Origin of the sequence: Rhizobium sp. NZLR11 (genome assembly GCF_019685115.1) — a bacterium.
GTDB lineage: Bacteria > Pseudomonadota > Alphaproteobacteria > Rhizobiales > Rhizobiaceae > Rhizobium.
On the sequence record NZ_JABDWD010000009.1, the window covers coordinates 61400 to 85621 of the forward strand.

The 24222-nt window shown below is 61.6% G+C and carries 25 protein-coding genes; 15 read left to right on the top strand and 10 right to left on the bottom strand.

Annotated features, from left to right (window positions below; all coding sequences use genetic code 11):
* Positions 1-27: 27 nt before the first annotated feature.
* The 3 genes from HJB83_RS17215 to HJB83_RS34160 all read left to right on the top strand — a co-directional run bounded on the left by HJB83_RS17215 (position 28) and on the right by HJB83_RS34160 (position 3583).
* Entirely contained in the window at positions 28-1461 is a 1434-nt protein-coding gene (locus tag HJB83_RS17215; RefSeq protein WP_207581401.1) for an aldehyde dehydrogenase family protein, read from the top strand.
* Positions 1462-1523: 62 nt separating this feature from the next.
* Positions 1524-3263, top strand: a complete 1740-nt coding sequence (araD, locus tag HJB83_RS17220) for an L-arabinonate dehydratase (RefSeq protein ID WP_221117688.1) — start codon at positions 1524-1526, stop codon at positions 3261-3263.
* 191 nt (positions 3264-3454) lie between these two features.
* Positions 3455-3583 carry a hypothetical protein gene (locus HJB83_RS34160; RefSeq protein ID WP_259671212.1) on the top strand — a complete coding sequence of 43 codons (129 nt, stop codon included), beginning with the start codon at positions 3455-3457 and terminating at the stop codon, positions 3581-3583.
* On the opposite strand, the gene HJB83_RS34735 is transcribed toward HJB83_RS34160, so the two are convergent.
* Positions 3556-3792 (bottom strand): transposase, encoded by a 237-nt coding sequence (locus HJB83_RS34735; protein WP_405049174.1) that lies wholly within the window; start codon positions 3790-3792, stop codon positions 3556-3558. The genes HJB83_RS34160 and HJB83_RS34735 overlap by 28 nt on opposite strands.
* Positions 3793-4027: 235 nt before the next feature.
* Between HJB83_RS34735 and HJB83_RS17230 the strand changes: the two genes are divergently transcribed.
* Together HJB83_RS17230 and HJB83_RS17235 are read left to right on the top strand one after the other, a co-directional pair.
* A complete protein-coding gene (locus HJB83_RS17230) occupies positions 4028-4267 on the top strand; it encodes a cysteine peptidase family C39 domain-containing protein (protein ID WP_246762680.1) in 240 nt (79 codons plus the stop codon).
* Positions 4264-4797, top strand: coding sequence for a calcium-binding protein (locus HJB83_RS17235; protein WP_259671347.1), 534 nt, complete (start codon positions 4264-4266; stop codon positions 4795-4797). Before HJB83_RS17230 ends, HJB83_RS17235 begins: the two co-directional genes overlap by 4 nt.
* A gap of 51 nt (positions 4798-4848) precedes the next feature.
* Here HJB83_RS17235 and HJB83_RS17240 read toward each other — a convergent pair whose 3' ends face one another.
* Genes HJB83_RS17240 through HJB83_RS17250 form a run of 3 tightly spaced genes read right to left on the bottom strand, consistent with a single transcriptional unit; the run spans position 4849 to position 8030 of the window.
* Positions 4849-5667 (bottom strand): transglutaminase family protein, encoded by an 819-nt coding sequence (locus HJB83_RS17240; RefSeq protein WP_221132467.1) that lies wholly within the window; start codon positions 5665-5667, stop codon positions 4849-4851.
* 12 nt (positions 5668-5679) lie between these two features.
* The gene (locus tag HJB83_RS17245) at positions 5680-6621 is read right to left on the bottom strand and encodes an alpha-E domain-containing protein (protein ID WP_207581397.1); all 942 of its coding nucleotides are present in this window, start codon (positions 6619-6621) and stop codon (positions 5680-5682) included.
* Complete coding sequence (locus HJB83_RS17250) at positions 6621-8030, bottom strand: circularly permuted type 2 ATP-grasp protein (RefSeq protein WP_221117684.1); 1410 nt, start codon at positions 8028-8030, stop codon at positions 6621-6623. The genes HJB83_RS17245 and HJB83_RS17250 overlap by 1 nt, the downstream gene beginning before the upstream one ends.
* A 402-nt stretch (positions 8031-8432) precedes the next feature.
* Between HJB83_RS17250 and HJB83_RS17255 the strand changes: the two genes are divergently transcribed.
* Positions 8433-9329: a DMT family transporter gene (locus HJB83_RS17255; RefSeq protein WP_221117683.1), complete on the top strand. Its 897-nt coding sequence runs from the start codon at positions 8433-8435 to the stop codon at positions 9327-9329.
* A 53-nt stretch (positions 9330-9382) separates the two neighbouring features.
* On the opposite strand, the gene HJB83_RS17260 is transcribed toward HJB83_RS17255, so the two are convergent.
* From HJB83_RS17260 to HJB83_RS17275, 4 genes are all read right to left on the bottom strand, one after another.
* Positions 9383-11062: a DEAD/DEAH box helicase gene (locus HJB83_RS17260; RefSeq protein ID WP_207584351.1), complete on the bottom strand. Its 1680-nt coding sequence runs from the start codon at positions 11060-11062 to the stop codon at positions 9383-9385.
* A 222-nt stretch (positions 11063-11284) separates the two neighbouring features.
* Positions 11285-12424 carry a DNA alkylation repair protein gene (locus tag HJB83_RS17265; protein ID WP_221132468.1) on the bottom strand — a complete coding sequence of 380 codons (1140 nt, stop codon included), beginning with the start codon at positions 12422-12424 and terminating at the stop codon, positions 11285-11287.
* 14 nt (positions 12425-12438) lie between these two features.
* Positions 12439-13362, bottom strand: coding sequence for a hypothetical protein (locus HJB83_RS17270; protein WP_207581393.1), 924 nt, complete (start codon positions 13360-13362; stop codon positions 12439-12441).
* Between the two features lie 298 nt (positions 13363-13660).
* Positions 13661-13969 (bottom strand): hypothetical protein, encoded by a 309-nt coding sequence (locus HJB83_RS17275; RefSeq protein WP_221132469.1) that lies wholly within the window; start codon positions 13967-13969, stop codon positions 13661-13663.
* Between the two features lie 340 nt (positions 13970-14309).
* Here HJB83_RS17275 and HJB83_RS17280 point away from each other — a divergent pair, with 340 nt between their 5' ends.
* Positions 14310-17711, top strand: a complete 3402-nt coding sequence (locus HJB83_RS17280) for a response regulator (protein WP_221132470.1) — start codon at positions 14310-14312, stop codon at positions 17709-17711.
* Between the two features lie 2 nt (positions 17712-17713).
* On the opposite strand, the gene HJB83_RS34165 is transcribed toward HJB83_RS17280, so the two are convergent.
* Positions 17714-17953 (bottom strand): type II toxin-antitoxin system RelE/ParE family toxin, encoded by a 240-nt coding sequence (locus HJB83_RS34165; protein WP_311044117.1) that lies wholly within the window; start codon positions 17951-17953, stop codon positions 17714-17716.
* Between the two features lie 37 nt (positions 17954-17990).
* Entirely contained in the window at positions 17991-18719 is a 729-nt protein-coding gene (gene mnmD / locus HJB83_RS17290; RefSeq protein ID WP_207581390.1) for a tRNA (5-methylaminomethyl-2-thiouridine)(34)-methyltransferase MnmD, read from the bottom strand.
* Between mnmD and HJB83_RS17295 the strand changes: the two genes are divergently transcribed.
* The 8 genes from HJB83_RS17295 (at position 18718) to HJB83_RS17330 (ending at position 24217) form a co-directional block, all read left to right on the top strand.
* Positions 18718-19896 carry an FAD-binding oxidoreductase gene (locus HJB83_RS17295; protein WP_221132471.1) on the top strand — a complete coding sequence of 393 codons (1179 nt, stop codon included), beginning with the start codon at positions 18718-18720 and terminating at the stop codon, positions 19894-19896. The two genes, mnmD and HJB83_RS17295, sit on opposite strands and share 2 nt — an antisense overlap.
* 114 nt (positions 19897-20010) lie before the next feature.
* Positions 20011-20718 carry a DUF1045 domain-containing protein gene (locus tag HJB83_RS17300; RefSeq protein ID WP_207581388.1) on the top strand — a complete coding sequence of 236 codons (708 nt, stop codon included), beginning with the start codon at positions 20011-20013 and terminating at the stop codon, positions 20716-20718.
* Between the two features lie 115 nt (positions 20719-20833).
* Complete coding sequence (gene puuE / locus HJB83_RS17305; RefSeq protein ID WP_207581387.1) at positions 20834-21757, top strand: allantoinase PuuE; 924 nt, start codon at positions 20834-20836, stop codon at positions 21755-21757.
* Positions 21757-22257, top strand: coding sequence for a 2-oxo-4-hydroxy-4-carboxy-5-ureidoimidazoline decarboxylase (gene uraD, locus HJB83_RS17310; protein ID WP_207581386.1), 501 nt, complete (start codon positions 21757-21759; stop codon positions 22255-22257). Before puuE ends, uraD begins: the two co-directional genes overlap by 1 nt.
* Positions 22254-22616: a DUF86 domain-containing protein gene (locus tag HJB83_RS17315; RefSeq protein WP_207581385.1), complete on the top strand. Its 363-nt coding sequence runs from the start codon at positions 22254-22256 to the stop codon at positions 22614-22616. Before uraD ends, HJB83_RS17315 begins: the two co-directional genes overlap by 4 nt.
* A gap of 4 nt (positions 22617-22620) precedes the next feature.
* The gene (locus HJB83_RS17320; protein ID WP_207581384.1) at positions 22621-23121 is read left to right on the top strand and encodes an ureidoglycolate lyase; all 501 of its coding nucleotides are present in this window, start codon (positions 22621-22623) and stop codon (positions 23119-23121) included.
* Entirely contained in the window at positions 23118-23474 is a 357-nt protein-coding gene (gene uraH, locus HJB83_RS17325; RefSeq protein ID WP_207581383.1) for a hydroxyisourate hydrolase, read from the top strand. The genes HJB83_RS17320 and uraH overlap by 4 nt, the downstream gene beginning before the upstream one ends.
* Positions 23475-23476: 2 nt before the next feature.
* Entirely contained in the window at positions 23477-24217 is a 741-nt protein-coding gene (locus HJB83_RS17330) for a metallophosphoesterase (protein ID WP_221132473.1), read from the top strand.
* Positions 24218-24222 lie beyond the last annotated feature (5 nt).

Consider the following 24222-nt stretch of genomic DNA (forward strand, 5'->3'; position numbering starts at 1 on the left):
AGACGGTAAAGGAGGCTTGTTAAGCCCATGACCATTTATCAAAATCTGATCGCCGGCGAATGGGTCGGCTCGAACGCGACGAAGAACATCAACCCGTCGGATACCAACGAAGTCGTCGGCCTTTATGCCGACGGCAGCGCCGAAGACACCAAGAACGCCATCGCCGCCGCCAAGGCCGCTTTCCCGGCTTGGTCGCGCTCCGGCATCTGGGAACGCCACGTCATCCTGAAGAAGGCCGGCGACGAGATCATGGCGCGCAAGGACGAGCTGGGCGCGCTGCTTGCCCGCGAGGAAGGCAAGACGCTGCCGGAAGCCACCGGCGAAGTCATCCGCGCTTCGCAGATCTTCGAATTCTTCGCAGGCGAAGCCCTGCGGCTGGCCGGCGAGGTCATCCCGTCGGTGCGCCCGAACATCGGTGTCGAGATCACCCGCGAGGCGCTCGGGGTCATCGGCATCATCACGCCGTGGAACTTCCCGATCGCCATTCCCGCCTGGAAGATCGCGCCGGCACTCTGCTACGGCAACACTGTCGTCTTCAAGCCGGCCGAACTGGTGCCCGCCTGTTCCTGGGCGATCGTCGACATTCTCAATCGCGCCGGCCTGCCGAAGGGCGTCTTGAACCTGGTCATGGGCAAGGGCTCGGTCGTCGGCCAGGCCATGCTCGAAAGCCCGGACGTTCACGGCATCACCTTCACCGGTTCCACCGGCACCGGCCGCCGCGTGGCCGCCGCTTCCATCGAGCATAACCGCAAGTTCCAGCTGGAGATGGGCGGCAAGAACCCGATGGTCGTGCTCGATGATGCCGATCTTTCCGTCGCCGTCGAGGCCGCCGCCAATTCCGGCTTCTTCTCCACAGGCCAGCGCTGCACGGCATCCTCGCGCCTGATCGTCACCGAAGGCATCCACGACAAGTTCGTTGCTGCTTTGACCGACAAGCTGAAGACGCTGGTCGTCGACAATGCGCTGAAGGCAGGCACTCATATCGGCCCAGTCGTCGATGAGCGGCAGCTGAAGACCGATACCGACTATATCGAGATCGGCAAGAAGGAAGGCGCCAAACTCGCCTTCGGCGGTGAAGTGGTTTCCCGCGACACGCCCGGCTTCTACCTGCAGCCGACGCTGTTTACCGAAGCGACCAACCAGATGCGCATTTCGCGCGAAGAGATCTTCGGACCTGTGGTCTCGGTGATCCGGGTCAAGGATTACGATGAGGCCCTGGCAACATCGAACGACACGCCGTTCGGCCTTTCGGCCGGCATCGCCACGACCAGCCTGAAACATGCGACGCACTTCAAGCGCAATGCCGAGGCCGGCATGGTGATGGTCAACCTGCCGACGGCGGGTGTCGATTTCCATGTGCCGTTCGGCGGCCGCAAGGGCTCGTCCTATGGCCCGCGTGAGCAGGGCAAGTACGCGAGCGAATTCTACACAACCGTCAAAACCGCCTACACGCTGGCTTAAAACAAAGCGCGATGATCCGGGCCGTACGAGGCGGCCCGGCAATCACCTGAAGGACAGAGACAATGAAGAAGAAAGCCGAATGGCCGCGCAGGCTGAGGTCGCAGGAATGGTACGGCGGCACGAGCCGCGACGTGATTTACCACCGCGGCTGGCTTAAGAACCAGGGTTACCCGCACGACCTGTTCGACGGCCGGCCGGTGATCGGCATCCTCAACACATGGTCGGATATGACACCGTGCAACGGCCATCTGAGAGAGCTCGCCGAGAAGGTGAAGGCGGGCGTCTGGGAGGCCGGCGGCTTCCCGCTCGAGGTGCCGGTGTTCTCGGCATCCGAAAATACCTTCCGCCCGACCGCGATGATGTACCGCAACCTTGCCGCGCTGGCGGTGGAGGAGGCAATCCGCGGTCAGCCGATGGATGGCTGCGTGTTGCTGGTCGGCTGCGACAAGACCACACCGTCGCTTATCATGGGGGCTGCGTCCTGCGACCTGCCTTCGATCGTCGTCACCGGCGGGCCGATGCTGAACGGCTATTTCCGCGGTGAACGCGTCGGCTCCGGCACGCATCTGTGGAAATTTTCCGAAATGGTGAAGGCCGGCGAGATGACGCAGGCCGAATTCCTTGAGGCGGAAGCCTCGATGAGCCGTTCGTCGGGCACTTGCAACACGATGGGTACCGCCTCCACCATGGCTTCCATGGCCGAGGCGCTCGGCATGGCGCTGTCCGGAAATGCCGCGATCCCGGGTGTCGATTCCCGCCGCAAGGTCATGGCGCAGCTGACCGGCCGTCGGATCGTGCAGATGGTCAAGGATGACCTGAAGCCTTCCGAGATCATGACGAAAGAAGCTTTCGAGAATGCCATCCGCACCAATGCGGCGATCGGCGGATCGACCAACGCCGTCATCCACTTGCTCGCCATTGCCGGCCGTGTCGGCATCGATCTTTCGCTCGACGACTGGGACCGCTGCGGCCGCGGCGTCCCGACCATCGTCAACCTGATGCCGTCGGGCAAGTACCTGATGGAAGAGTTCTTCTATGCCGGCGGCCTGCCGGTGGTGCTGAAGCGGCTCGGCGAGGCGGGCCTGCTGCACAAGGATGCGCTGACGGTCTCCGGCGAAACCGTCTGGGACGAGGTCAAGGACGTCGTCAACTGGAACGAGGACGTCATCCTGCCGGCTGAGAAGGCGCTGACCTCTTCGGGCGGCATCGTTGTGCTGCGCGGCAATCTAGCACCGAAGGGCGCCGTGTTGAAGCCTTCGGCCGCTTCGCCGCATCTGTTAGTGCATCGCGGCAGGGCTGTGGTGTTCGAGGATATCGACGACTACAAGGCGAAGATCAACGACGACAACCTCGACATCGACGAGACCTGCATCATGGTCATGAAGAACTGTGGGCCGAAGGGCTATCCAGGCATGGCCGAGGTCGGCAACATGGGGCTGCCGCCCAAGGTGCTGAAGAAGGGCATCCTCGACATGGTGCGCATTTCCGACGCCCGCATGTCCGGAACGGCCTATGGTACCGTGGTGCTGCACACCTCGCCGGAAGCGGCGGTCGGCGGGCCGCTCGCGGTCGTGCAAAACGGTGACATGATCGAGCTCGATGTGCCGAACCGTCGTCTGCATCTCGACATTTCCGACGAGGAATTGGCGCGGCGGCTGGCCGAATGGCAGCCGAACCATGATCTGCCCACATCAGGCTATGCCTTCCTGCATCAGCAGCATGTCGAAGGGGCCGATACCGGCGCCGACCTCGACTTTCTCAAGGGATGTCGCGGAAACGCTGTCGGCAAGGACAGCCACTAACAAGGCGAATTTCAAGATTGAAAGGCGGGGCATTACCCCGCCTTTTTCTTGCCCTTATACGATGAAGAGATGGCCCGATATTCCTACAAGTGTTGAGGATATGTGGTCATGCCAAGACGGTTGGCGCAGCCGAGTTCGAGGCAAGGTCCCTGAACCTTATCGATCAAATGCAGAGCGACAATGGATCCATCGTGATCACCAAGCGCGGCAGAGCAGTTACCGTGCTTTCGCCGACACTCGGGACAAACGAACGCAAGAGTATTCTCGGTGCGATGAAGGGCAATGCCCTGCGTTATGACGATCCGCTGTCCCCGGCATAGAGCATCGCTCTTTTGTTCGGCCGCGCTCGCATCATGGTTTCCAAAGTCGGGAATGTGTTCTCGATGGTATTAAAGTAAGGGCTACCTGGCGGCAGGACCATCGGGTAGGCGCCTACACGCTCGATGGCATCTCGCATCCCTGCTGCCTTGTGGGTCGGTAGGTTGTCGATGACCACGGCATCACCCGCTTGAAGGCTAGGCGACATCATCCACCTCTTCGCTGTGAATGATGTTGAATCAGCTTCGAGCCGTGTCGTCTTCACGATCGATGCATCGCTCACGGGAGCATGGATTTGCTACTTATTAGTCACACTACTTCGAAAATACACCGAGTACAAAAATCCCGATGGTGCCAAACTTCTGCGTGAGCTACATGTCGGCAAACAGCCGGAACGAGTTCGGCAATTGCGACAATCCGCAACTTGAGGGGGAAAGTTCCCGCGCATGGATGGCATCCTTTCGCAGCATCTGGACTCCGGTCTTCGTGCGCTGTGCGGCATTGCTGGGTTCTATCGAATTGCCGCCGACCCGGCCCAGCTGCAGCACGACTTGGCGTTGAAAGGACGGACCTCCCAGGCCGCCGATATTCAGCGAGCAGCCAAAATCATCGGCCTGAAGGCGCGTGTTGTGGAGAACGTCACGGAGCAACGCCTTCGTGTCATGCCCGCGGCACTGACACGCTGAATGGCGGGGCAGGTGCTGACACCTTGATCGGTGGTGCGGGCAACGACACTTATATCGTCGACAATGCCGGCGACCTCGTCACCGAAGCCGCCGATAATGGGATCGACACGGTTCGGACGAACCTGGCGAGCTATACGCTTGCCGACAATGTCGAGAACCTGAGCTTTGCCGGCACTGGGGTGTTTGCCGGAACAGGGAATGCGCTGAACAACGTTATCGTCGGCGGCAGTGGTTCCAATACGCTAACGGGTGGCGCCGGCAACGATATCCTCACTGGTGGAGCGGCAGCCGACGTCTTCGTTTATTCGCCGAACTGGGGCCACGATACGATCACAAACTTCGTGGCAATCGGCTCCGCACATGACGCGATCTGGATCGATGACAGCATTTTCGCCGACTGGGCATCGCTTTTTGCGGCAACCCAGCAGTCTGGGAGTGATGCAATTATTACAGCCGATTCCGACAACACCATAACGCTGAAGAATGTTGCTGTTTCAAGCCTTCAGTCGTGGGACTTCTTGTTTGCGTGACCTTCGCTTGGGCCTTGCGGCACAAATTCTGCCGGGGTGGGCTGATGCCGCTCAGCTCTGGCTTTGCATCTGGCCGCCGTTCTCGACCTTCACGGTGACCGACAGCGTTTCGCCCGGCGTGCCGATGCGCATGCCTGAAATCGGCGCGGCGTCGCGGTAGCAGAGGCCGGAGGCGACGCGGACATAACGCGTATCCGGGCAGATTTCGTTGGCTGGATCGAAACCGACCCAGCCGAGGCCGGGGATATGGGCCTCGGCCCAGGCATGGGTCGCCGCCTGTTCGACCTTTTCCGCCATCATAAGATAGCCCGAGATATAACGCGCCGGCACCTGCAGGGCGCGGGCGGCGGCGATGAAGATGTGGGCATGGTCCTGGCAGACGCCGCTCTTTTTCTCAAGGGCCTGTTCGGCCGTCGTCTCGGTGTTGCTGGTGCCGGGCTTATAATCGACCGTCTGGTGGATTGCTTCCATGAGCGCATGCATGCGGGCCAGCGCATTATCGCCGCCGACGTCCTTGATCAGTTCCTTGACCAGCTTGCCGCCCTTGGTCAGCGGCGTTTCGCGCAGGAAAAGCCAAAGTGGGCAGAAGCCGGTATGCGGGCCGGTGACACCGTTGTTATCCGCCGTCTCGACCTCACCTTCGGCCAGAATGCGCGTCACGTCCTGCTCGCCTTCCAGCGAGACCAGGTTGACGTGATTGCCGTACTGGTCGTCATATTCCACCTCGGGGGTGGCGCCCTCGACGTTCAGCGACCAGCCGAGCACCTTCTGGGCGGGGCTCGTCGGCGGCGTCAGTCTGAGCCGCTGCAGCGAGAACTGCGCCGGTTCGTCGTAGCGATATTCGGTGAGGTGGCTGATTTTCAGTCTCATGTTCTGATCCGCTTAAACGTAGAACCGGTAGCCGTTGGAAATCTCGGCGCCGAGCTGATTGTTGCGCGAGACGAAATCCTCCAGGAACTCATGCAGGCCCTGATCCATGATATCGCGGATCGCCCGCGTCTGCAGCGTGGTGCGGATCGCATCGGCGGTATCGTGGGCAGGCAGCCGCTCCTCGTAATCCTGGGCGAGATAGCCGAGATTGCTGACGATCTTCTCGTAACAATAGGCGAGTGAGCGCGGCATCTGGACGTTCAGGGTCAGGAAGTCGGCAATGTTCATGGCGCGGTATTCGCCGTCATAGGCCCAGCTATAGGCGCGGTGGGCGGAGACCGAGCGCAGGATCGATTCCCATTGCACGTTGTCGAGAGAGGAGCCGACGGCCGAGACCGAGGGCAGCAGCACGTAATATTTCACGTCGAGGATACGGCTGGTATTGTCGGCCCGCTCGATGAAGGTGCCGATGCGGGCGAAATTATAGAGTTCGTTGCGTAGCGTCGAACCATGGAAAGCGCCGCGGATCAGGCCGGCGCGGCGCTTGATGGCGTCGATCACCTCCGGCATTTCGGCCGGCTTGACGCGTTTTTCGAGGAGCGACTTCAGGTCGATCCAGCATTCGTTGGTCGCTTCCCAAGTCTCCCGCGTCAGCGCGGTGCGCACCATGCGGGCGTTGTTGCGGCCGGAGTCGATGCAGGACATGACGCTCGACGGGTTGGCGCGATCGCGCAGGAGATAGTCGATCGCGTCGGCGTTGGTCAGCTTCGCATGGCCCTCGTCATAGGCCTCGCGTACGCCGGCACTTTGCAGCACGCCATCCCAGTTGTCGTCGCCGGCGCTGCTGCGGGTCAGCGACATGCGTAGCCCGGCATCGACAAGGCGGGCGATATTTTCGGCGCGCTCGATGTAGCGGAACATCCAGTAGAGGCCGTTTGCGGTTCTTCCGAGCATCAGTCCTCCAATACCCAGGTGTCTTTGGTGCCGCCGCCCTGGCTGGAATTGACCACCAGCGATCCCTGCTTCAACGCCACGCGGGTGAGCCCGCCCGGAATGATCTGAACCTTGTCAGATACGAGCACATAGGGGCGAAGGTCGACATGGCGCGGCGCAATCCCTTTGTTGACGAGGATTGGCACGGTGGAGAGCGACAGCGTCGGCTGGGCGATGTAGTTGTTCGGCTTGGCCTTCAGCTTCTCAGCGAAATCGGCGCGCTCCTTCTTCGAAGCCGTCGGGCCGACCAGCATGCCGTAGCCGCCCGAGCCGTGCACTTCCTTGACCACCAACTCTTCCAGATGCTCCAGCACGTATTTCAGGCTGCTCGCCTCCGAACAGCGCCAGGTCGGCACGTTTTCCAGCAGCGCCTTGCTGCCGGTGTAGAATTCGACGATCTCCGGCATATAGGAATAGATCGCCTTGTCGTCGCAAATGCCGGTACCAGGTGCGTTGGCGATGGTGATATTGCCGGAGCGGTAGACGTCCATGATGCCGGGAATGCCGAGCGCGGAATCAGCTCGGAAGGTGAGGGGGTCGAGGAAGTCGTCGTCGACGCGGCGGTAGAGCACGTCGATCGCCTCGTAACCGCGGGTCGTCCGCATCTTCACCTTGCCGTCGATGACGCGCAAATCCGAGCCCTCGACCAGTTCGACGCCCATCATGTCGGCGAGGAAGGAATGCTCGTAATAGGCCGAATTGTAGATGCCGGGCGTCAGTACCGCGACGCGCGGCTTGCCGGCGCAGCCGGGAGGAGCGAGGGACGCGAGGCTCTGGCGCAGCAGGTAGGGATAGTCCTCGACGCGCTGTACCTTGTTCTCATGAAAGAGCTCGGGGAACATCTGCATCATGGTTTCCCGGTTTTCCAGCATGTAGCTGACGCCGGAAGGCGTACGCGCATTGTCCTCGAGCACGTAGAACTGGTCCTCGCCGGTGCGCACGATGTCGGTGCCGACGATGTGGGTGTAGACGCCGCCGGGCGGGCGGAAGCCGACCATCTCGGGGATGAAGGTAACGTTGTTCTCGATCAGCTCGCGCGGGATGCGGCCGGCGCGAATAATCTCCTGCTTATGGTAGATATCGTCGAGAAAGGCGTTGAGTGCGATCACCCGCTGCTCGATGCCCTGGGCGAGCCTGCGCCATTCGCGGGCGGAGATGATGCGGGGAATGATATCGAAGGGGATGAGCTTTTCGGAGCTATCGGCATGGCCATAGACCGCGAAGGTGATGCCGGTCTTCCGGAAAATGTTTTCCGCATCGCGGGACTTGGCAATCAGATGCGCCCGGTCTTGGCTGTTGTACCACTCGAAGTATTTTTCATAAGGCGGGCGAGGATTTTCGTCCCCGATAATCATTTCATCAAATGCCAAAAGTGCAGCTCCCCTTTTCGTTCATTTGAATACAACGCAAATGGCAATGCAAGAACCATGCGCAGTTCGAGGAAAAGATTTTGCGCTGCGGGAAACGGGTGAAAATCCGGGCATTTAAAGTGGTGCGGTGCGGCATGCCGGATAATCGATCTGCAGGCTTGCGCAAAATCTGAGCATTTGATCGTTTTTCGTTCGGTCGCCGTGGTTTGTTGGGTGCCGACAGAACCCCACTCTCCTCATCCTGTGCCTGTCACTGGGATGAGAAGAGTGGGGAAAGCCGGCAGATTCGTCCTGCAATCCCAACCATCAGCGCAATTACAAATAAGCATCAACGCTTCGACTTTGACTGAACGGCCGGGTGCGGCTATCAGCGCGACCAGCCCTTCTCTCGCGAGCATCCCCATGTCCCTCGATCGCCTTGCCCCCGCCGTTTTCGTCCTGCTCTGGTCAACGGGCTGGGTGGTGGCGAAATACGCCTCGCTGCATTCCGAGCCCTTCACCTTTCTTTCGATCCGCTACGCGCTGTCGGCGGCGGCCTTCCTGGGGCTCTGCCTGGCGGCGCGGGCGCGATGGCCGACAAGCCGGGCGACGTGGCTACGCGCCATCTATTCCGGTTTCTTCCTGCATGGTTTCTATCTCGCCGGCCTCTGGTGGGCGATTGCCAACGGCGTGCCGGCCGGCATATCGGGAATCATCGCGGCGCTGCAGCCGCTTTTGACGGCAATGGCAGCTCCCTTCTTGGTCGGCGAGCGGCTGCAACAGGCACAGAAATTCGGGCTTGGCCTCGGCTTCATCGGCATTGCCATCGCCATTTCGCCGAAGCTCCTCGATCCGGCAACCGCCGATCTCACACATGCCGCTCTGCCGCTGGCGATCAACCTCATTGCCATGGGGTCCGTTACCTACGGCACGCTTTACCAGAAGAAGCACCTGCAATCGGGCGACCTCAGGACCATCGCGACGCTGCAATATATCGGCGCGCTGATGCTCACGCTGCCGCTTTCGCTCATTTTCGAGCAACAGCATTTCGATGGCTCCGCGCAGGCCTATGGCGCGCTCGCCTGGTCGGTCTTCGGGCTGTCGATGGGTGGCGTCGGGTTGCTGCTTCATCTGATCCGCCGCGGCCAGGTTTCACGAGCTGCCTCGCTGATCTACCTGATGCCGCCGGCCGTCGCCCTTGAGGCCTTCATCGCTTTTGGGGAACCGCTGACGCTGCCGTTGATCGTCGGCACCGTGGTGGTCGTGATGGGGGTCTACCTGACGAACCGCAGGGCATTCAGCGAGCCTGCGGAAGCGTAGATAGCAGAAAGGCCGGGAAATCCCGGCCTTTCTGCTTTTCAGTCTATCGATGCTTAGGCGCGTTCGCGGCGCTGGCCGCCGCCATTGCGGGAGCCGGAGCCACCGCGACGGTCGCCGCCGTTGCCGTCGCGACGTGGTTCCCCGCCCTGGGCCTGCTGTGGGCCGCGGTCTTCACCGTGCTTGCGAGCCGGGCGGCCGTGGGCGTGGCGGCCGTTGCCACGATGATGACCGCTCGGCTCGCCATTGGCATGGCCGCCATGGGCGGGACGCTGCGGCTTTGCCGAGGGGCGGAAGTCGGAGGTCGAGGCCAGATCGTTGTCGGGACCAAGATTCGGGGTGGCTTCGCCGCGGCGCTGGCCGCGGAAATCCTCGTTGCGAGCGGTGCGTTCGGGACGCGGACGGCGCTCCTGGTGGCTGCCGCGATGCTCCGAACGGTTCTGATCGCCACGGCCTTCGCCACGACCCTGACCTTCGCGCGCCTGACCTTGGCCGCCACCACGATTGCGGTTGTTGCCATTGCCGTTAGCGCGGCGGGGGCCGCCACTGATATTTGCCGGCGGCTCGCCGCTTGCGACTGCGATGTCGATGCCCATCAGGCGCTCGATGTCACGCAGCAACTTGGCTTCGTCGGGGGCGCAGAAGGCAATCGCGATGCCGTCGCGACCGGCGCGCGCCGTGCGGCCGATGCGGTGAACGTAGGCGTCGGGCACTTCGGGCAGGTCGTAGTTGTAGACATGGCTGACGGCCGGGATGTCGATGCCGCGGGCGGCAACGTCGGTGGCGATCAGTGTCTTGATGCTGCCGTCGCGGAAGGCCTTCAGCGCTCGCTCACGTTGCCCCTGGCTCTTGTTGCCGTGGATCGAGGCGACGGAATAGCCGATGTTTTCGAGATGCTTCATCAGCTTCTCCGCACCGTGCTTGGTGCGCAGGAAGACGATGGCGCGGCCATCGGGGTTTTCGGTCAGCGACTTGCGGAGCAGTTCCGTCTTGTCGTTCTTGCCGCCGACGAAATGGACGTATTGCTCGACCTTGTCGGCAGCCTTGCCGGGCGGTGTGACTTCGACCTTGACGGGATCGACGAGGTAGTCACCGGCGAGATCGGCGATTGCCTTCGGCATGGTGGCCGAGAAAAGCATGGTCTGGCGCTTCTTCGGCACCATCTTGGCGATCTTGCGCAGATCGTGAACGAAGCCGAGGTCGAGCATCTGATCGGCTTCATCAAGCACGAGATAGCGGACTGTGGTCAGCGAGATCGCCCGGCGATTGATGAGGTCGAGCAGGCGGCCGGGCGTGGCGACGAGGATATCGGTGCCCTTTTCGAGCTGAAGCTGCTGCTTGTTGATCGAAACCCCGCCGACGACGACGTTGATGCGCAGATGCGACTTGCGGATGAACTTCTTCAGGCTCTCGGCGATCTGGTTCACCAGTTCGCGGGTCGGCGCCAGGATCAGCGTCCGCGTCGTGCGGTTGTCGGGGCGACGTTCGTCGGCAAGCAGCTTCTCGATGAGCGGCAGGCCGAAAGCGGCCGTCTTGCCGGTGCCGGTCTGGGCAAGACCGATCAGGTCGCGGCCTTCGAGAAGGAGGGGAATGGCATGTTCCTGGATCGGCGTCGGCGTTTCGATGCCGAGCTGGAACAAAGTAGCGACGATCGGCTTGGAGACACCAAGCGATTCAAAATTAGTCAAGGCATAACCTTTCGGGGCGCCACAACGACTATCGCCGGAACGCACCATGCGATCCGGTTTCATTCTGGCGTCAAGAACCCCGCGTGAAGTGGGAACTTGTGAGTTGGAAAAAGCTTTCCAGCGCTTCTGGCCGCTCATGGGAGTGCGGCGCTCTATCGAAATGCGCTTTTGTCCCTTCTTCCTGCGTCCGTATTTTCTAGCAGGGGCACGCTCACGCGGCGGCCGGAAGGGTGAAAGCTGAGCCGCATTTGGGCTAGTTCTCTCACAAAGTCAAGTGCAGTGCACAAGAAAGCCTCCGCCAGGCTCAAGAGAAGGCATGACGAGGACGAAGCTTTCCGATGCGGTCTCCGCGCCGTTGACGAGGATGGCGATGCGATGTTTACCGGGATAATAGCGCCGCGTGGTAATCGGCCGCATGGCGTGGCGGCGCTCGATCGCGTGGCTTTGGCCCGGCGCGAGCATGATCGTCTTGCACTTGAAGACCTTGGGCGAGAGCGAACCGTCACCCTTCACGTGGTGGATGGCGTAGTCGATCATCAGCGATTGCGGGGTCTCGCCGGCATTCGTCACGCGGATTTCGAAATCCAGCCCTTCGCCGAAGAGCACCTCGCTGTTTGCGAGCCGCAATTCGCATGCGAGCGAGGCAGCCGCGCCGAAGCCGAAATTGGCGAGCGCCTGCGTATGGCCCTTCTTCAAAAGCGTGCGGGAGGCGTGCTTCAGCAGCCAACGGCGTTCGCGGGTGGCGTTTTCGATGTGGCCGGCGATGAAGGCGGCGACCATGTCCGGATGATCCTTGGCGATATCGTTCAGGCTGTTGGCGACGGAGCGGCGAACATAATCCTCCGGATCGTCGATCAATTCGGTCAGGATCGGCAGGATCGGCGCCGGATCCTTCACGAGTTGCGACAGGCGCATCGCCCAAGGCAGACGTGGCCGCGTTCCCTCGCTCGCCAGCCGGCGCACATGCCGATCGGGATCGTCGACCCAGCCGGAAATGATGGCAAGCGCACGCTGCTGGTCGCGGTGGATGAACGGGCGGATGCCGAATTCGGCGGTGAAATACGGCGTCAGCGCCTTCAGGAGATCGAGACCGAGTTCGAAATGATCAAGGCCGCGTGTGGCGATGAACTGGTTGACCGGCAGCAGCATCCAGCCTGATAGACCGGGCCTGCCTGATGCAGGGAGGCTCGCCTTCAGGATAGCGGCCGCCCCAGGAAAATCATCGGGAAGCGTGGCAAACAGCGCGTCGCGGATCAGGGCCGAGCGTTCCATCAACTCCATCGCCCCGAGGCCATCGGTCGCCAGCGTCACGAAACGGCCCTTGTCGAAGGCGGGCGCATGGGCGGCGATGCGATCGGCCATGTCGCCGACCAGCGCCTGATGCAGCAGGTTCTTGAGCGGTTCCGGCATGCTGATCCTCCTACCTATCTGGTGGCCGCAAACACCAAGTTCGGATAGAGCCGTTCAATGACGGCGCACCGCATGGCGATAGCGAGATCGTCGTGAAAGATTTCGAGCGCTTTGCCTGCGTCTTTCGGCGTGAGCCACCCGTCAGTCAGGCGCCAGCGACGGAAGAACAGCCAGTCAAGCTCGTGCCGGGATATAAACTCCAAGCTACTTCGTGCCCGTTCCGGAGTGTCGGATGAACTTATCATGTTGGCGTTCGGCCCATATTTGGCGCGTGACTCCTCTAAAGCTGCCGCACTTCGTTGCATCTCGGCTGTCACCTGCGCATCGGTGATGGTGACAAGTTTGTCCATTTCGGCGCGGATATCAGCCGGTATCCTGACAAGAGCTTGCTCCAATGCGTTAGAGAAACGGGGATCGGAGGTGAAACTCATTTCCCATTCCTCTGGCCAGTCCCGCCAGAACACGGTTTCAGCAATCTCCGTCCAACGGCCTTCGGCAAGCAGCCCCAATGCCCGAATGACAGGCAAGACCTCGGATGTTGCGAACGCAGGACCAAGACCGTTTGCAGCCGCGATATTCGGCGGAGGCGGAGGTGGTGCGCCTAACCGGTAAACGAGAAAGCCGCCCGTCGATAGAGGCACGCTGCCATCAGGCAGGCGATAAGATAGCAGCCTCTGTTGTGCCGCCAGCCGAAGCACCGAGACGCACAGATCGTCCCAGCGTGGCAGTTCGAGAGGTAGCTGAGCATTCTTACGCGGGATTGTGCCCCCGCGGGTTTCATCGGCCTGTCCGAGTGCCACCAGAGCTTCGCAACCGATCTGATAGGCCGTCAGGAACATATGGTTCCAGCCCTCTTCCCCATCGCCGCGCGGGATGTTTCGGGATAGGAAGCCGACTACGTCTGCCGCCCAACCGGCAGCCGGGATTTTCAAGGCCATTCCGCCTCTGCCCTCCGCATGTTAAATATCCGGCTGATGCTCGAAATTCGATCGATAGCGAAAGCGAAAAGCACGAACGCTTCGAGGGGATTACTAGCTGCCTTTTGCGATATTTAACAGAGTGACGAATAGATCGCTTATCGAGGATGCAGCGCGCAATTGGTGCTCCGATACTGTGGAGCCAAAGCGCTTCATCGGATCGAGCGATGTTGCGGACACTGCGCCATCGGCATTGATGCCGAAGCTGCTGTTGGCCCGGCGCCGCCGGGAGGTCAAGTGGCGCCGGTTGCGGTTTCAGCTATTCGGTGCAGACTTTGACGCGGTAGGGATCGCCCCAATCGTCGCGCCGCCATTCGAGGTGGCAATACGACGGCCGGTAGTAGGTCCGGTAGACCGGATAGGGGCGATAAGCGGGATAGGCGGGGTAGGCAGGATAGGCCGGGCGTGCGGCCTCGGACAGCAGAGCGCCGCCGACGACGCCGGCGGCAAGCCCGCCCCAGAAGGCATCGCGTGGACGGGCATCGGCGGTGGTGGCGGTGGCGAGCGAGGCGCTGACAAGGGTCAGCGCGATCAGGCCCGTCGCCATGGTCTTATGAAGAACGGACATGCTGTTTTCCTTGATTTAGACTGGCTTCGATAAAGCCATGTCCAGACTCCGCCCGGATCGCGGCGGCGAAATGGCCGCGCAAGCGCTTCCCGCATTAAATTTTCGTCATGATTCCAACGGGTCCCGGCAGGGGGTGGAATGATGCATAGGGTGGCATTGCCGCCGATATCGCCGCTTTTCAGTCTCGTGCAAGTCCGGGCTCCCAATGTGAGGCAGTTTCAGCCTGGTGAGCGGGCTCGTAAAATTCCCCCGCTAAAATTTATGGTTAAAACCTTGTTAAAAGCCTTGGTGTTACAGTCTTTGTAGTTGATATTTCATTCATTGCGGGAGCGACAATTTCTTGAAATCAGCCGGGGATCTATTGGAATTGGCTTGCCGCCGGATCGCTGATCTGGACACCCCGGCCTATGTCAAGAACAGCGAGCTGCGCTATGTCGCCGTCAACGAGGCCTATGCCGATTTCCTGGGCCGCGAGATTTCCGATTTCATCGGCCGGCGCAGCCGCGAGCTGTTCGACCGTCCCGAGGAAGAGGAGCGCGAGGATAGGGAACGCCGCGCGTTGGTGTTCGGTAGCGAGGAAAACGCCATCTGCTTCGATGCAGCCGGTCTCGGCCATGAGCGCATCCAGATCGAAAGCTTCTCACCGTCGCCTGAGCGGGCCTATGTGCTCGGTATCTTCGAAGTGCGCGAGACGGCGCGTCGCGCGGTTGACGGCGGGCGGGTTGCTAGCGATCCCAGGATCGCTGGCGATCCTGGGATTTCGGCCGATTTTGCCCGCGTGCGCGAGGCGCTGGAAAAGCTCGACCATCCGATCGGCATCTTTGCCGGGGATGGGCGACCCCTGATCGTCAACGCCGCCTATCGCAACAGCGCAAAGCCGGCTGCTCCCAGCGATACGGGCTGGCACGAAAGCGTCAACGAACGCGATCTGTTGCGCATCATCATGGAGGACCTGCCGGTCGCGGTTTTCGTGCGCGACGATAGGCACCGCCTCGTCTATGCCAATCAGTATTACGAGACCTTCGGTGGCTATGACCGCTCGCAGGTGCTGGGGATGACCGAGCACGAAATGTTCGGGCCAGAGGACGGCGAGGCGATCTACCAGGAAAACCGCCTGGCGTTGGAAGACGGCCTGTCGAAAGAGATCGAAAGCCAGATGCCGAGCAAGGATGGCCGCATTCATCCGCTCATCTCGCGGGTCAACCGCGTCGTGACGCCGGATGGGCGCACCTATGTCGTCGGCTCCTTTTCCGATATCTCGCCGCTCAAGGAGCGGGAGACGGCACTGATCGAGGCGAAGAAGCAGGAAGAGGTGCTGCATCGGGATATCGAAAGCATCCTTCGCTCGCTGCCGGTCGGCGTGCTGATCCTCGACAACGACCATCGGATTCTCTACGTCAACGACGAATTCTACAGCATTTGGGATCTGCCACCCGACGATCCCTTCGACGGCCGCCCCTTCATCGACGTCATCCGCCGCAATTCCGAGCTCGGCCGCTACGACGGCACGCAGACGCCGGATGAGATCTACGCTTTCCGCAAGCACCTGTTCGAGACCGATGCCCCCGAGCCGATCGAGCTCGATTGGGCAGGCGGTAAATCCGTCATCTTCGACAGTCGCCGTATTTCCAACGACCGTATCTTGCTCTCCTATGCCGACATCACGGCTGTTCGCGAGCGGGAGAAGGAAATCCACGAGGCCCGCGCCGCGCTGGAGCGGCTCGGCGAGATGATGCGCGATGCGACGCATGCCATGTCGCAAGGGCTCGCCATCGTCCAGGATGGCATCATCAAGCTGTCCAACGAGTCGCTTTCAGAGATACTGCGCATTCCAGCTTCCCATATCGAGCCAGGCGAGGGCTGGATCGGGCTCTTCGATTTCTGCGCGGCGCGCGGCGATTTCCATGATGCAGCCGCCGAGATCCTGCAGGGTTGGCGCGCCAACATCGCATCGAAGCAACCGATCTCCACGGTCTTCCATGTAGCAGGCGAACGCTGGGTGAACATGGAGGCGACGGTCAGCGAGGGGCAGCATTGGGTGGCGCTTTTCACCGACGTCACCGAGCTCAAGAGCCGCGAGGAGGACCTGCGCCAGCTCTTGTCGCGCGCCGAAGCCGCCGACCGGGCCAAATCCGAATTCCTCGCCAATATGAGCCACGAGATCCGCACGCCGATGAACGGTGTGCTCGGCATGGCGGAACTGCTTGCCAAGACCAATCTCGACACGCGCCAGAAAACCTTCATCGACATCATCGTCAAGTCGGGCAATGCGCTGTTGACGATCATCAACGACATCCTCGACTTCTCGAAGATCGATGCGGGGCAGATGAAACTGCGCAAAGCCGCCTTCGACATCACCGAAGCGGTGGAGGACGTGGCGACACTCCTATCCTCGCATGCTGCCGAGAAGAACATCGAGCTCCTGGTGCGGGCCGCACCGGATCTGCCCGCCGCGGTGATCGGCGATGCCGGGCGTTTTCGCCAGATCGTCACCAATCTCGTCGGCAATGCCGTCAAATTCACCGAGCGCGGCCACGTCTTCGTCGATGTCGGCTTTCAGACGGTTGCCGGCGGCGAGATCCTGGCGAGCGTCCGCATCGAGGATACCGGTATCGGCATCCCGCGCGAAAAGCTCGAATCGGTCTTCGACAAGTTCTCGCAGGTCGACGCCTCCTCGACCCGGCGGCATGAGGGAACGGGTCTCGGGCTTGCGATCACCGCCGGCCTTGTCGATCTCTTCGGCGGGTATCTCAATGTCGAGAGCGAATGGGGCAAGGGCTCGGTCTTCACCGTCAATCTCCCCTTTGCGGTGGCTGCAGCCCGCCTCGAGCCGAAACCGCTGCCAATCAATGTGCAGGGCGCGCGCGTCCTCGTGGTCGACGACAATGATGTGAACCGGTGCATCCTCACCGAGCAGCTTTCGCTCTGGGGCTTTGACGGCGTGGCCGCCGAGGGCGGGGGCACCGGTCTTGCGATCCTGGAGGCGGCGGCGGATCTCGGCATTACCGTCGATGCCGTCGTGCTTGATTATCACATGCCCGATATGAACGGCGCCGATGTCGCGCGCCGGCTGCGCGCCGATCCCCGCTTCGTCGAGCTTCCGATCATCTTTCTGACGTCGATGGATATTTCAGGCACAGAAAAGGAATTCGCGGCACTGAACGGTCATGCGCATCTGATGAAGCCGGCGCGCGCCAACGTGCTGCGCAATACCGTCGTCGAGGTCGTCCGCGCCGGCCGCGTGAAGCAGGTTTCAGAAGCCGAGATCGCCCGGCTGCAGGCGCAGGCGGTGGTGCCGGCACCGCCGCCTGAGCCGATGCCGCAGCAGCGGGCGCCTGAATTCGTCGATGTGCTCGTCGCCGAGGACAACGAGGTCAACCAGATCGTCTTCACCCAGATCCTGCAAGGAACGGGCCTCTCCTTCCTCGTCGTCGACAATGGCGAGCAGGCGGTTGCCGCCTGGGAGCGACACACGCCGCGCATCATCATGATGGACGTCTCGATGCCCGTCATGAACGGCCATGAGGCGACCCGGACGATCCGCGCGCGCGAAAAAGGGCAGGGGCATCGCGTGCCGATCATCGGTGTCACCGCCCATGCGCTCGAAAGCGACCGCGACCTCTGTCTCGACGCCGGCATGGACGACTATATGTCGAAACCGATCAGCCCCGAATTGTTGGAAGAGAAGATTCGGCAATGGCTCCTCAAGGACGAGCAGCAGCCGGGGCGCACCAGCTACTGATCTCAGTCGGAAAACAGGATGCTCTCGAAATCCTGAACTCCGTTCAAGATATGCAGGACCTGGATGCGATCCTTGCCAACCCGATTAAAGATCAAATAATTGCCGTAAGGGCGGCGACGGACGCCGGCGTGTTCACCGCGCGGGACCAGTAAAAAACCGTTCGGCGTTTCCGCCAGACGTTCACATCGTTCCATCAGTTCATGAATAAAGCTTACCGCCCGCTGCGGATTGTACTTTGCGATATAATCGTTAGCAACAGTGGACTGGAAGCAGCAAACGTTACCTGTCGGGCGCCTTGATGCCGCAGAGCATTTCGCGTTTGCCGGCGAAGCCCTGGCGGCGCTCGACGGTAAAGCCCGCCGCGATGAGGTTGCGGCGTACGAAACCGGCCGCGGCATAGGTGGCGAAAGTGCCGCCGGGCGCGGTTTTTTCGTTGACGCGGCGCATCAGTTCTTCCGACCACATATCGCCGTTGCGCGAAGGGGCGAAGCCGTCGAGATACCAGGCGTCGAAGCCGGGCTTTGCGGCTGCGACGCCGTCGAGTGCTGCGCCGCAGACGACGCTGAGCCTCATCTGGTCGTCGAGGTCGAGCGAGACGGTATCGGCAGGCGTTGGCGGCCAGGCCGCCGTCAGCGCCTCGCGTTCGGCATCGATCTCCGGCCAGTGGGAGAGCGCACGGCTGATTTCTTCGCCGCGCATCGGGTGGAGCTCGAAGGAGATGAAATGCAGCTGCTGGCCGGGCACGCTGTACAGCTTCCATCGCCGCCAGGTCTCGGCGAAGTTCAGGCCGGTGCCGAAGCCGAGTTCGCCGATCACGAATTCCTGCCGCCCGTTCCAACGCTCCGGCAGGCCGTTGCCGGCGAGAAAGACATGGCCGCATTCCAGCCGCCCATCGGTCTGGCAATAAAAATGGTCGCCAAAGGCGAGGGAATAGGGCATATCGCCGTCGCGCCATTCGAGCGGCTGCGGCGCGCCCGCGCCAATCTGATCGGGGTTCACGTCTGTCATGGAAAAAGCCGATAATCCTCAGCCGGTCTCAGGTCAATCGTCCTGCGAATTGCTGATCGTCGGCGGCGGCATCATGGGTCTCTGGGCGGCCGTCCATGCCGAGCGCCGTGGTGTCGCTACCCTTATCGTCGACGCCGGCAAATTGGGTGGAGGTGCGAGCGGCGGCCTGCTCGGCGCGCTGATGCCGCATATGCCGGATCGGTGGTCTGAGAAAAAGCAGTTCCAGTTCGATGCGCTGGTCTCGCTCGAAGCCGAGATCGCCATGCTGGAAGCCGAAACCGGGCTTTCGGCCGGTTACCGCCGTTCCGGGCGGCTGATCCCGCTGCCGAAGCCGCATCTCAACAAGATAGCGCGCGCTCACTCCGAGGATGCCGAGCGCCACTGGTGCGCAGGCGAGCGCCGCTTCCATTGGCACGTGCTCGACAGCCCGCCGGTCGACGGCTGGATCGAGGCATCCGCCGGCGAGAGCGGTTTCGTGCATGATACGCTCGCCGCCCGCGTTGCGCCCCGCTCACTGACTGCGGGGCTCATTGCCTTCTTGCGACAGGCAAAACATGTGCGGATCATGGAACACGCGGCGGTGACCGGTGTCGATCCCGACTGCGGCACGGCCGACATAGGGGGCGAAACCATCACTTTCAGCGACTGCATCCTGGCCGCCGGTCACCAGTCTTTTCCGTTGCTGCAGGCGCTGACCGCCGGGCTGAAGCGACCGCTCGGTCAACCGGTCAAGGGGCAGGCGGCGCTGTTGAAAGCCGATCTCGACCCCGCGCTGCCGACGATCTTCCTCGACGGGCTCTATGTCGTCGCGCACGAGGGCGGGCATGTGGCGATCGGCAGCACCAGCGAAAACCGCTTCGACGATTCCACATCGACCGACGCTCAGCTCGATACGCTGATCGCCGCGGCGCGGGAGATCGTGCCGGCGCTGCGCGACGCCCCTATCGTCGAGCGCTGGGCGGGGCTTCGCCCGAAGGCGATCGACCGCGATCCGATGATCGGCCGCCACCCCGATCATCCGCGCCTGATCGCGCTGACCGGCGGCTTTAAGGTCAGCTTCGGCCTGGCCCACCGGCTGGCGGAAGCGGCGATATGTATCGCAGGCGATACGGATTGCGGATTTTTGCTGCCGGAAAGCTTCGCAATTTCAAGCCATATCGCGGCAGCTTCACGTTAAACGTGAATTCGACGCCGCTTCGTTTCGTTATTCTGTCATGCAAATCACCTATCTGCTTGCGCATCGACAGCGCCGGATTTGATCGGCGCTCAGTTCCTTGATGGAGGAAATTGCATGCGCTATGCCATTTGCTTCACGCCTCCGGCGAGCGACCCGCTGTCGCTTGTGGCTGCCAGTTGGCTTGGCCGAAACGTGTTTTCGGGCGATATGGTGGAGCCGCCGGCAGTTCGTGGCCTTGGCATTCACGAGATCGCCTTCCATACCGCCGTGCCGCGGCGCTATGGTTTTCACGGCGTTCTGAAGGCGCCGTTTCACCTGGGTCACAATATGTCCGAAGCGCAACTCCTGCGCGATCTGATGCGTTTTTCCGGGACCTTCGTCCCCTTCCAGATTCCGCGCATCGAAGTCGCACGGCTCGGCAATTTCTACAGCTTGCTGCCGAGCGCCCCCTGCGAGCGGATCCAGTATCTCGCTTCGGCGATCGTCCAGGAATTCGATCGTTTCCGCGCGCCGCTCAGCGAAGCCGAGATCGAGCGCAGCGATCCGGACGGGCTGTCGGCAGCGCAGTTTTCAAACCTGCATCGCTGGGGCAATCCTTATGTGATGGAAGAGTTCCGCTTTCATATGCCGGTGACAGGACCCGTCAACGCGATCGACATGGCGCGCATCGAGCCGGCCCTGCGGACGATTTTCGCGCCTGCCCTCAGTGACCCGGTGACGGTTTCAAACGTGGCGCTCATGATCGAGGAGGGCACGGGCGGTCCTTTCCGCGTTCATTCGCTGCACCCGATGGGCAAGGTCAGCGCGCGCAAGATCGCCTGAGCGTGCCGATGGGCTAAGCCATTGTACTGCAAAGGCAAAATCGGATTGAGCAGTTTCCTTCTCGACATTCCGGCTGCGGATGCTACCGTTCGCCGTCTTTTCAGAAGGTGATTTGATGGTATCCGAGACTTATCCGCGCAATCTCGTCGGCTACGGGCGACAGACGCCCGATCCGAAGTGGCCGGGCGAGGCGCGCGTCGCCGTGCAGTTCGTCATCAATTATGAGGAGGGCGGCGAAAGCTCGATCCTCGACGGCGATCCGGCTTCTGAAAATCTGCTGTCGGAGATCGTTGGCGCGGCCGCCTGGCCCGGACAGCGCAATCTCAACATGGAATCGATCTACGAATACGGTTCGCGCGCGGGCTTCTGGCGGCTCTGGCGGATGTTCACCGATCTCAAGGTGCAGGCGACCGTCTACGGCGTAACGCTAGCGATGGCGCGCAATCCTGAAGCGGTCGCTGCGATGAAGGATGCCGGCTGGGAGATCGCCAGCCACGGTTACCGCTGGCTGGAATACAAGGATTTTCCGGAAGATCTGGAGCGCAAGCACATCCTCGAAGCGGTGCGCCTGCACGCCGAGCTTACCGGCGAGCGGCCATACGGCATGTATCAGGGCAAGCCTTCCGACAAGACGCTTCGGCTGGTGCAGGAGGAGGGCGGCTTCCTCTATTCCTCCGATTCCTATGCCGACGATCTGCCTTACTGGGTGAAGGGCGTCGATGGGAAACCCTTCCTGATCATCCCCTATACGCTCGAAACCAACGACATGCGCTTTGCCACACCGCAGGGCTTCAATACCGGCGATCAGTTCTTCACCTATCTGAAGGATGCCTTCGATACGCTCTATGAGGAAGGCAAGGCGGGCAGCCCGAAGATGATGTCGGTCGGCCTGCATTGCCGCCTCGTCGGGCGCCCGGGCCGGGCGGCGGCGCTGAAGCGCTTCATCGAATATGTGCTGAAGCATGACAAGGTCTGGATTCCGCGCCGCATCGAGATTGCCGAGCACTGGCACAAGCACCATCAGCCGGACGCGATCTGATGCTGTCGCGCGAGGATTTCGTTTCCCGCTTCGGCGGCGTCTTCGAACATTCGCCTTTCATCGCCGAGCGCGCCTATGACGCCGGCAGCGTGAACGAGCCTCTGACGGCGGCCGGCGTACATGCGGCGCTTGCCGCCGTCTTCCGCGCGGCAAGCCGACAGGAGCGTCTGGGCGTGCTCAGCGCCCACCCCGACCTTGCCGGGCGCCTCGCCATATCGGGTGAACTTACCGAAGACAGCCGCAAGGAGCAGTCCGGCGCCGGTCTCGACCGCCTGAGCCCTGCCGAGCACGCCCGCTTCACAGAACTCAATTCGGCCTATGTCGAAAAATATGGCTTTCCCTTCATCATCGCCGTCAAGGGGCTCGGCAAGGAGGATATCCTGGAAGCTTTCGAAACACGGATCGGCAACGGCCGGGACGAGGAGTTTTCGACCGCGACGGCACAGGTCGAAAAGATCGCGCTGCTGCGTCTGACATCGATGTTGCCGGAGGCTGAATGAAGGAGAGGCGCGCTATCGACTATCTCAATGACATGCAAAAGGCGGCATCCCAAGCGTTGTCCTTCATCGGCGGAATGGATGAGGCGGCTTTCGCCGAGGACCAGCTTACCTTCAAGGCCGTTGCCTTTTGCCACTTCACCATCGGTGCTGCGGCATCCCGTCTGCTGGTGTCCCATCCGGAATTTGCCACCGAGCATCCCAATCTGCCGTGGACCAGGATCTGCGGCACCGGTAATCGCATCCTCGACGACGTCTTCGATCTCGATCCCTCCGAAATCTGGGAGGCGACGTATCGGACGCTGCCGGAGCTGCTTCGGGAGATCGATGCCGTCCGATACTGGCATGCCCAAGGCGAGTGACGCGATGTCTCGGTTTCTCGACATTCGTCCTCTCACCAACTCCGCCTTCGCTCTCTTCGGTGAGGTGATCGAAGCCGATCCGGCCGCGATGCGGCTCATCAATGGCGGCACGACGGAGCGTTTCCATGCGCTGGCCGCGGCGCAAGCGACGGGCGAAGGCGCACGCGTCATCATCAATCTCTTTCGCGGCCAGCCGCGCAGCTTTCCCTATGACATCGACATGATGGAGCGCCATCCCTTCGGCAGCCAGAGCTTCTCGCCAGTCTCCGGCCGTCCCTTCCTCGTCGTCGTCTCCGAGGACGAGGGCGGACGCCCGGGCAGACCGCAAGTGTTTTGCGCGCGCGGGGACCAGGGAGTGAACTACCGCCAAAATGTCTGGCATCATCCGCTGATGGCGCTTGGCCAAGTCTCCGATTTCCTGGTCGTCGACCGCGACGGGCCGGGCAACAATCTGGAAGAGTTCTTCTTCGAAACCCCCTACATCATCAAAGAGCCAGCCCCATGACCGGACTGACCACCCATGTTCTCGACACCGCCCTCGGCAAGCCGGCCGAACGCCTTAGGATCGATCTTTTCCAGCTCGACGGCGAGATCCGCAGGCATCTGAAGACGGTCGAGACCAATGCCGACGGCCGAGTCGACGGCGGTCCCATCCTCGCTGGCGAACATTTCCGAGCCGGCACCTATGAACTGGTCTTCCACGCCGGCGATTATCTGAGGGCCAGCGGCACGCCGCTGCCGCATCCGTCCTTTCTCGATCTGGTGCCGATCCGCTTCGGCATTGCCGATGTCACGGCGCATTATCATGTGCCACTGCTGATTTCGCCCTACGGCTATTCCACCTATCGAGGGAGTTAGAAATGCGTTTTGCCGCGATCGCCGACATTCACGGCAACCATCTGGCGCTTGAAGCCGTGCTTACGGATATTCGCGCTGAGGGCATCGAGGACATCGTCAATCTCGGCGATTTCTTCAGCGGGCCGCTGGAAGCCGGTCGGACCGCTGATTTGCTGATGCCGCTTGGCCTGACCTCGGTTCGCGGCAATCACGATCGCTATCTGATCGAGCAGGATCCGGCCTCCATGCATGCCTCGGATGCTTCAGCCCATCGGCAATTGACGTCGTCCCATCTCGACTGGATTCGCAGCCTGCCGTTCAACACCGTCTATCGCGGCGAGGTGTATCTCTGCCATGCGACGCCGAAGGACGATAATCTCTATTGGCTGGAATCGGTCTCGGCGGATGGCGTCGTCTTCCTGAAGCCGATCGAAGCGATCGAGGCGCTGGCCGAGGGCATAGACCTGCCGCTGATCCTCTGCGGCCACAGCCACCTTCCCCGCGCCGTCCGTCTCTCCGACGGCCGCCTGATCGTTAATCCCGGCAGCGTCGGCTGCCCCGCCTATGACGACGACCGGCCCTATTACCACAAGATCGAAGCCGGCCATCCGCTGGCCGGCTATGCCATTCTGGAAAAGACGGCGGCGGGATGGACGTGGCAGTTCAGGAATGTCGCCTACGACCATATGGCGATGTCGGCACTGGCCGCCGAAAGGGGCCGTGGCGACTGGGAGAGCGCGCTGGCGGCGGGTTGGGTGAGATAGCCCAG

Bases quoted from the DNA above. Each gene is read 5' to 3' on its own strand.
- HJB83_RS17300 (WP_207581388.1), top strand. From the start codon at position 20,011: ATGCGCTATGCCATTTGCTTCACGCCTCCGGCGAGCGACCCGCTGTCG.
- uraD (WP_207581386.1), top strand. From the start codon at position 21,757: ATGCTGTCGCGCGAGGATTTCGTTTCCCGCTTCGGCGGCGTCTTCGAA.
- uraH (WP_207581383.1), top strand. From the start codon at position 23,118: ATGACCGGACTGACCACCCATGTTCTCGACACCGCCCTCGGCAAGCCG.
- HJB83_RS17295 (WP_221132471.1), top strand. From the start codon at position 18,718: ATGGAAAAAGCCGATAATCCTCAGCCGGTCTCAGGTCAATCGTCCTGC.
- HJB83_RS17270 (WP_207581393.1), bottom strand. From the start codon at position 13,362: ATGGCCTTGAAAATCCCGGCTGCCGGTTGGGCGGCAGACGTAGTCGGC.
- puuE (WP_207581387.1), top strand. From the start codon at position 20,834: ATGGTATCCGAGACTTATCCGCGCAATCTCGTCGGCTACGGGCGACAG.
- HJB83_RS17255 (WP_221117683.1), top strand. From the start codon at position 8,433: ATGTCCCTCGATCGCCTTGCCCCCGCCGTTTTCGTCCTGCTCTGGTCA.
- HJB83_RS17215 (WP_207581401.1), top strand. From the start codon at position 28: ATGACCATTTATCAAAATCTGATCGCCGGCGAATGGGTCGGCTCGAAC.
- HJB83_RS17320 (WP_207581384.1), top strand. From the start codon at position 22,621: ATGTCTCGGTTTCTCGACATTCGTCCTCTCACCAACTCCGCCTTCGCT.
- HJB83_RS17245 (WP_207581397.1), bottom strand. From the start codon at position 6,621: ATGCTCGGAAGAACCGCAAACGGCCTCTACTGGATGTTCCGCTACATC.
- HJB83_RS17275 (WP_221132469.1), bottom strand. From the start codon at position 13,969: ATGTCCGTTCTTCATAAGACCATGGCGACGGGCCTGATCGCGCTGACC.
- HJB83_RS17240 (WP_221132467.1), bottom strand. From the start codon at position 5,667: ATGAGACTGAAAATCAGCCACCTCACCGAATATCGCTACGACGAACCG.
- araD (WP_221117688.1), top strand. From the start codon at position 1,524: ATGAAGAAGAAAGCCGAATGGCCGCGCAGGCTGAGGTCGCAGGAATGG.
- HJB83_RS17230 (WP_246762680.1), top strand. From the start codon at position 4,028: ATGGATGGCATCCTTTCGCAGCATCTGGACTCCGGTCTTCGTGCGCTG.
- HJB83_RS17330 (WP_221132473.1), top strand. From the start codon at position 23,477: ATGCGTTTTGCCGCGATCGCCGACATTCACGGCAACCATCTGGCGCTT.
- HJB83_RS17260 (WP_207584351.1), bottom strand. From the start codon at position 11,062: ATGGTGCGTTCCGGCGATAGTCGTTGTGGCGCCCCGAAAGGTTATGCC.
- mnmD (WP_207581390.1), bottom strand. From the start codon at position 18,719: ATGACAGACGTGAACCCCGATCAGATTGGCGCGGGCGCGCCGCAGCCG.
- HJB83_RS34735 (WP_405049174.1), bottom strand. From the start codon at position 3,792: ATGATGTCGCCTAGCCTTCAAGCGGGTGATGCCGTGGTCATCGACAAC.
- HJB83_RS17265 (WP_221132468.1), bottom strand. From the start codon at position 12,424: ATGCCGGAACCGCTCAAGAACCTGCTGCATCAGGCGCTGGTCGGCGAC.
- HJB83_RS17315 (WP_207581385.1), top strand. From the start codon at position 22,254: ATGAAGGAGAGGCGCGCTATCGACTATCTCAATGACATGCAAAAGGCG.